Genomic DNA, 8,070 nt, shown 5'->3' with positions numbered 1-8,070 from the left:
GCGGCCGGCAACTGCGCCAGCAGGCTGTCGGGCGTCACGCCGGCCAGCACCGCGACGGCCGGGCTGTGGTTCAGGTACTGCGCGCGGTCGATGCTGGTGCCGGGCGCGGTGACCGGATTGCCGCCCAGGTTGGCGTTGAAGTGCCAGTCAACCGTTTGCTTGCCGCCCGTGTCCGGCGCAGCCGGCGTGGTAACGATGACCGGGTTGAACTGCCACGGCCTGGTCGGGTTGTCCACCGGCGTGGCGGCCGGGACCGCGCGACACCATCAACGACCACAGCATGTCCCCTACGGGTCAACTGCATAGCCACGATGGCCGGATCTCCGCTCGCTGTTGCCGCAGCCAGTTACTCCAGCGTCACGCCGTTTACGGCTTTCTCCGTCAAGCCATTCGCGTTCAGTGTCGTTGCCACCTTGGGCAAGGTTGTGTCTTGTGCAGTAACTCCATACTGTGCAATCAAGCCATTGGGCGTCCGCTTATGCCCGCCGGAGTGGGTTGGCCCCACTATTTGTGGCTACAAGTCGATTGTATAGGTAAATTTATCGGCCCAACCGAATCTCTCATCTTGAATTCTCACTCTTTCCAAAATATCAATAATATCCTGGTACGTTCTACCCATAAATCTATTTGAGGTACTTGCATTAATCCACCTTAAACAAATAGGCCTCTCCACGCTGGAGCTGAGCAGATCCCATAAAGCGTCCAAGTTATAACCGTAAAACGACTCAACACCAAGAGCGGATGCCAGCTCACGATGGAAATCCATTTCGCTTTTCACCATTTCGCCATTTATCTGGATTTTCATCACACACCTTATTTCCAATTCCCGATTTTTGTCACTGTTTTATAATGGTCAGCGGTAATATATAACAATCCATCGCTAGAATACAACAGCCTTGTGCCAAGCTGATTGCTACGAGACATGGTATTACTCAACCCAATATCTGCCTCGTACCAAATCCGACCAGAAGCGGATGGCAGCACGTTCGTTGAATTTGCGAACACGTCCCCTCCTAATTGTCCACCAGCTACACTGTTGTTCAGCGCTCTTCCTGGTTGCCACCCGTGCTGAGCCGCTTCCGCTTTCGTAACATAATTGCCCGGAAGTTGACCAGTCGCACGAAGACTATCCACAACGTCATTGGCTGCCTGGGTTGTTTTAAGATCAAGCTTCAATCCCGCGTATGTAGAGGCGTTCGCTGTCCCTTCGGTCCTTACAACCGCACTATTTGTGGCCACCGCCCCCCGAGCCGCCACAAACTCACTCAGCTTGCTATAGGCTACCCCGGCCACTGGTAGTACGCCAGCGATACCCATCAGCCAGCGCTCCGCTGTGCCCAGTGGCTGGCCGCTCAGACCTTGACCGGTGACCGCCTGGTAAAGCGCTGCCGGTGTGCCGTACAGCGGCAGCAGGCTGGTCAACATGTCACCCAGCTTCAGCGCCTGCTCTGGTGTCAGATTATTCATCCGCGCCAGCGTCGCCGCTGCTTCCACCTGCCGTACCTGGGTATCGATGCGCTGGAAGTCCTCCTGCCTACACGCCGCCCCGCACTGCGCCGTCAACCGCGCATTTTCACGAGCGGCGATCCCGCGTGCCGGCCCCTGCGAAGTCGCATTGTTCAGCGATTCGTTTTGCGCCGCCAACGCGGCGGAGGTCGCGTCCGTACCGAGGGCCGCGCCGGCAGCACCACCAATCAGCGTCGCCAGCCCAACTGTTATTGCCTGGCGGACCTTGTCGTCGCTGTAGTTCAGCACTGGGCTGTCTGCATACACCGCATCCCGGATGAGTGGCGCCGCAATCGCACTGGCCGCCCCACCAATCGCGCCACCCGCACAATCCCCACCCAACAGGCTCTGTGCGGCGCACCCCAGCAGCGCATGACCGGCCGCATTCGCCAGAATCGTGTCCGCTGACGCGCCGACCATGCCAATACCCGGCAATGTCACGCCAATGGCATTCGCACCCACCGCCGCCACATCCCGCACCAGCCCGTTCGCAAAGGCCTGTCCGAAGCTGCCGCCGTACGCCACCGTGTTGACCCCGGCGCTGATCACCGAGCGCACCACGCTCGCCTGGATATAGCTGCCAAGGTTGGCCTGCACCGCCTCCCAGCTGCCCTTGGCTATGTTCTGGCCGATGCTGGTCACACCTGCGCCACCAAGGTCCAGCGCACCCAGCGCGCCCTGCGTCAGGCCAGCCGTCACCCCCGACACCACGCCCGCCTTGAGCGCCGCGCCCATATTCAGCGACCCCGTCAGGATCAACTGGCTCGCCATGCTGGAGAGCGTGCCGGCAATCAGCCCCGACACCGCGAGCGACATCGCCGCACCCGCCGCCGTGGCAGCGAAGGTTGCACCAAAGGCAGCAGTCACGGCCACCGCCCCAGCCCCTGCCGTCACGATCGAGATCGCCACCGCCGCCGCGATCGCCACGATCTGCCCCAGCGGCCCGAACCCCTTCTTCTCCTTGATGAACCGCGTGTGGATGTCGTCGGCTACCGTGCCCTCGGTGTAGTTCAGCCCGAGATTGGCCTTCAGCTGATTGACTAGAGCCACGGTTGCGGCCTCGTCCACCCTGCCGTCGGCGCCGCGGATCAGGAACGCATCGTTGACCGCGTTGATGCTGTCGGCCTCGATGTTCATGTGCATCGCGCTCATGAACCCGCCCGGCTGCACCACCGTCCCGGTGATCACGCTCCAGCCGCCCTGCACCCGGTAGGCCGACGTGCCGATGTCCACCACATTGGGCCCGGCATCGATGCTGCCCGCCTTCACGTTCAGCGTGTCGCCCGCCGTGATCACSCCGCTGTTGCGCAGCTGCCCGGCAATGTCCAGATTGACGTTCTCACCCGCAATCGTGCCGCCGGTCGGCTTGGTCAGCGCCTGCGCATAGCCTTCCGGCAGGTACACCTGTGGCACCARCGCATTCACCGTCGGGCACGCCGTACTGGCTACCGTGTTGCAACTCGGATCAGGAACAGCCTGCTGCACGTACCACAGCATCGGCGCATCCAGCGCCGCCACCTGCGCGGCCGGCAACTGCGCCAGCAGGCTGTCGGGCGTCACGCCGGCCAGCACCGCGACGGCCGGGCTGTGGTTCAGGTACTGCGCRCGGTCGATGCTGGTGCCGGGCGCGGTGACCGGATTGCCGCCCAGGTTGGCGTTGAAGTGCCAGTCGACCGTTTGCTTGCCGCCCGTGTCCGGCGCAGCCGGCGTGGTAACGATGACCGGGTTGAACTGCCACGGCCTGGTCGGGTTGTCCACCGGCGTGGCGGCCGGGACCGCGCCGCCGGGCGCCGCTACCGGGCCCAGCGGGATCACTTGCTGCGCGCCGGTGGAGGGCGGCGTGGGCTGGGACGGGCTGGTATAGCCGTTGGCGAGGGCGGCGCCGGTCAGGTCGACCGTGTTGCCCATCAGGTTGCCGGTGTTGAGCACCTGCCCGCCTGCCGTGACGGCCAGCGCGCGGCCTGCCTGGATGCCGGATTCAAGGCTGCCGAGGACGGAGCGGCCCCCGGTGTCATGCCAGCGGTCTCCGCCGCTGCGGTCTTCCTGCCAGCGCCCGATCCAGTCGGCGTTCAGCGCGATGCTGYTGTTGTCGACCGCTCCGCTCATCCGCACGGTCACGTCCTGCCCGCCGCTGATCAGGCCGCCGTGGTTGGCCAGCKTGCCGCCGCYGAGCCGGACGTCGCGCGCGGCGGTGATGACCGCCGCCGGCCCGGCCGCGCTGTCTTCGTCCGCCTCGCATTGGCTGTTGCCGTGGGTGCCGCCCGGGTTGCAGCCGCCGGCGTAGCTCGGATTGGTGCTGCCGTAGCTCTTGCGCAGCCTCACCGGGTCCATGGCCTTGTTGACCAGGGTGGGCGCGGTCACCGAGACGTCGCCGGACAGCGACTGGATGGCRCCGGCCTGGTTGRTGACGCTGYTGCCRGCCGTCAGCTTGACATCGCCCCGCGCGGCTAGCGTGCCGTGCAGATTCTGGATGTTGGCCGCAYTGATGGTGAGSGTGTTGCCGGCGGCCACCGTGCTGGGCGTCTGCTGCCACGCCAGCGTTTGATAGTGGGGGGCGCTGTCGCCCGGGCAACTTGCGGCCCCCGGAAGACAGCCGGGTGTGCTGGTGACCTTGCKKTCGTAAGTGCCCTGGTTGGTGAAGGTGCCASGCGTGGTGATCGCGACCTTGCCGGCGGCGGCGAGATCGCCGGCGTTGGTCAGGTCGCCGGTGCCATTCAGGCTCAGGTTGCCGCCGGCTGTGATCTGGCCGGCTTTGCCAAGCTGCTGGCTGACCGTGGATTGGCCCGGCGCGCCCGCTTGCGTGCCGGCGACCGTCTGCCCGAGCGCGATGGGCGACCACGGGGGCGGCGCTGTGCACGAGTCGCAGGCGGCCATGCTTGGCGGCGTGCCRTAGACCAGCGGCCCGGGGCCGTAGGCGTTGGTGCTGTCCTTCGTCAGTGCCGTGAGCTGCGCCATGAACGCCGACAGCTCGCCCTGGTTCACCGTGTCGGCCACGCTGTTGATCAGCGTCGCAGACCGGCTGTTGTCCAGGGCGCCGACATGCAGCGTCACATCCTTGACGGCGGAGATCACGCCGCCCTTGTTGGAAAGGGATGCGGCGGTAATGTCGAGGCTGCCGCCGCTGATGATCTGGCCGGCGGKGCCGTCGGATTGCCGTACCACCGTATGATCGACGGTAGGCACCCCGCCGATATGGCGCACGCTGCCCGAGTTCAGCAGCGATACCGGCACGCTGTCCCGGCCAGGGATGCCCGGAATCACGTGCCAGAGTGCCTGCCTGAGTTGCTGGTCGCCGTTCGAGGGAATGATCTCTTCGCCCAGGACCAGCAACACGGTGCCATCCGGATTGCGCGTGACGTCGGCCAGCGTGATGTCGATCGGTGCGCCTGATACATAGGCGGCGCAATTGTCACAGCTTCCCCCTTGCAGCCAGGGCGAATAACTGCCGATGATGGTGGATTTGAGCAGGCCGTCGTTGACAACCTTGGTGGTGAAACTGCCCGCATCCAGGGGCGCGGTGCGGTCGTTGATGACCGCGCCGGCGGCGATATGCAGGTTGCCGTTGGCCCCGAGCACGCTGCCGATGTTGTTGAGCGTGCCGCCAATATCGAACTTGAGGTCGCCATTGGCTTGCGTGGTGCCGCCGCGGTTGTCGTAGTCGCCGCCCGTGACGGCGATATTGCCCAGCGACTCGACCGTGCCGCCGTTGCTTACGTTGCCATGCAGCGCAAGATCGCCATTGGCATGTACCGTCCCTGTATTCGCGAGCGCCCCGGYGGACAGGGAAAGCCTGCTGCCGCCCACGATCTGGCCGCTATTGGTCAGCGTGCCGCCGGTAGCCAATGACAGTTCGCCGGCCTTCTGGATGGTCCCTGMGTTCGTGATGCCCTGGCTGGCGTTGAGTACGGCCTTGCCGCCCTGCACGTTCCAGGTGCCGGTGTTGTTGATCGCCAGCGCCGCCAGGGTCAGCGTGCCGTTGGCGTTCAGGGAACCGGTAGTGGCGGCGGACGGATCGAATACCTGGTTCGGCGCGTTGAGCGTCAGGTTGTTGCCCGCCAGTAGTTGGCCAGCGGCATTGTTGAARCTGCCGTTGCCACCCGTGACGGTGAAGGTCAGGTCGCCAACGATGGGATTTTTCCCGCTCAGGTCCCCGGCGAAGAGGGTGCCGCCCTGATTGCCCGTCAGCGCGCCAGCCGTGACGGCAAGGGTCCGGGTGCCGGCGACGAGGCCCTGCGCGTTGTCCAGGCCGCCAGTGGCGGTGACGTTGACGTTCGCGCCGCCAATGGTGCCGCGGTTGACCAGGCTGGCCGAACCCAGGCTAAGCTGATTGCCTGCCAGGGTCCCGGTATTGCTTACCGCGTTGCCGTTGACAACGAGTTGCTGCCTGGCAATCGTCGCGCCGCTGTTGGCAACCGACTGGCCCGCGAGCATGGCGCTGCCAGCGGTGGTGTCGCCAGTCAAGACCAGGCTCTGGCTGGCAGCCGCATCGAGCGTGCCGTCAACGCCATTGACCTGACCCGGCGCCGAGCCCACACGGACATTCTTGCCGCGCAAGGTGGCATTGCCGCCCACCCATGTCAGCTGGCCCGCGCTCAGGGTCTTGCCCGCGCTCGCCACCAGATTGCCGCCGGTCAGCACGCGGCCGGCGAGGCCGACATCCTGCCCGCCGCTCAGGCTGGCATGGCCCACGCTGCTCAGCGTGCCRCTCACCGTGGCCGAGCCCGCGGAGGCCGACAGGCTGGCCGTGCMGCCGCYGCTCAGGTTGCCAGCCACCGTTGCATCCCGCCCTGCCGCGATCACGGCATCCCCGTCGCTGGTGAGCGCGCCGTCGATGCTGGCGCTGCCAGCGGTCGCGGTGATCGTGGTCTTGCCAGCGCTCTGCGCCTGGCCGCCAACCGTGACGTTTTGCGCGGCGGTGAGGCTGAGGTCGGCATTGGTGCCAATCTGGCCGCTGGTGGTAATGCTGCCGCCCTGCGCGGTCACGGCGACGGCCTTGGACGCCAATACCTGGCCGCCGAGATTGGCATCCGTGCCCGCCGTGACCGCCAGCGTGCCGGGGGATACCACATTGCCCGTGGTGGTCACGCTGCCGGTGACGCCGGTCAACGCCACGTTGCCGCCAGTGCTGCCCGCCTCGCCGTTGATGGTCAGGTTGCGCCGGGTAGCCAGGTTCAGGTCGCCGGCCGATACCGCGTTGCCGTCGATGGTGGTATCCCGCGCGGCATCGAGCTGGATCTGGCCGGGCGAGGTAATGTCGCCCTTTAGCCGGATGTCGCCCTTGCCATCGTTGCCCGCCGCCTGGATCGCGATCCGGGCACCATTGACCGCGCCGCCGACATCCACGCTGCCGCCCGCAACCAGGGCTACGGATTCCTGCGCTGTCACGCCACCGGCGCCGCTGATCGAGCCGCCGGCGGTTACCGATACCGCCTTGCCCGATTCCAGCGTGCCGCCGAGCGTCACATCCTGGCCAGCCTTGACGCTGTATCCGGCCTCGCCGTGGCCATTGCCCGARGCGGTAACGGCTCCGGCAGCGGCAATGGCAACGCTTTCCTTGGCGTAGGTATTGCCGACCTTGAGGTTGCCCGCGGAATCAAGCGTCAGGTGACTGGCCGATGCGGCAAGATTGCCGTCCGCCCGCACGCCGACCCCTGCCGCGGTGCTGACGATCTGGATCTGGCCAGCCGTCATGGCGCCGAAGGCCGTCGCGTCGATTGCCAGGCCGTTGGCAGCCGTGGTGTTGGTGGCGGCGTTGTTCGGTCCGGCGGCGGCGGTGCTGAAGCTGCTTCCCGCAGGCGTCACCAGTTGGCGCCCCGCCACCAGGTTGATCTGGTTGCCGGCATGGAGCGCGCCGTCYACGCCGATCGATTCGGCGATCAGGTTGATATTGCCGACGGTGCCTTCGATGCCGACGCCATTGGCATTGCCCGGTGCGGGGTTGGCAATCTGCACGCGCCCGCCTTGCACCAGGAAGCCGGCCGCCGCCGCGGCATCGAAGCTGGTCGGGGTGCCGGCGGCGGACAGGAACTGTGGCGTGCCGGTGGTGAGTGTTACCTGGGTGGYGTTGGTAAAGCCCGCCCCGCTGGTGTAGACCCCGCCGGGGGCGGCGATGACCAGCCCCGCCGGCGCACCGAACACTTCCACCGTGCCGTTGATCTGCGCGGGCGTCTGGCTGGTCACCTGGTTGATGATCAGGCTGGCCGGCCCGGAYGCGGCGAGATTGCCGTTGGCGCCGACCTGGCCACCGAGGAAGGTGCCGCCGCCAACCGTGCTGTTGTTCAGGATGAGGCCGATCGGGTCCACCACGAAGGACCGGTACTGGTTCAGCGAAATGCCTTGCGCGTTGGGCGTCGTGATGCCCACGACGGGGACGCCGCCCTGAGGTGCGCCCGGCCCCGTGGTGGTGGTGATCGACGGTGTGAAGCGCAAGGGCGCGCTCGGGTCCGTGACCGGCGCCGCATAGGCTGCCGTCGGACCGAAGCTGGCCGTCACCGGCAGGTGTGCAACCGCCCAGCGCAACAGGCTTTGACGGACGGCGGCCGCGTGAATCGCCGGAGCCTCCAG

General features: G+C 66.1%; 3 protein-coding genes. All 3 read right to left on the bottom strand.

Annotated elements, in window-relative coordinates:
• Positions 1–236: hypothetical protein (locus AC1DN0_RS40145; RefSeq protein ID WP_477112225.1), on the bottom strand; the 236-nt coding region annotated here is incomplete at its 3' end.
• A gap of 278 nt (positions 237–514) precedes the next feature.
• Positions 515–805 (bottom strand): barstar family protein, encoded by a 291-nt coding sequence (locus tag AC1DN0_RS40140; protein WP_441637636.1) that lies wholly within the window; start codon positions 803–805, stop codon positions 515–517.
• Between the two features lie 8 nt (positions 806–813).
• A complete protein-coding gene (locus AC1DN0_RS40135; protein ID WP_477146557.1) occupies positions 814–7,998 on the bottom strand; it encodes a two-partner secretion domain-containing protein in 7,185 nt (2,394 codons plus the stop codon).
• Between the last annotated feature and the right edge of the window lie 72 nt (positions 7,999–8,070).

It is taken from the genome of Cupriavidus sp. 05N39, assembly GCF_056397325.1.
Note: the sequence above shows the minus strand (reverse complement) of the source record. Positions and strands in the feature narration are given on the sequence as shown.

Bases quoted from the DNA above. Each gene is read 5' to 3' on its own strand.
- AC1DN0_RS40140 (WP_441637636.1), bottom strand. From the start codon at position 805: ATGAAAATCCAGATAAATGGCGAAATGGTGAAAAGCGAAATGGATTTC.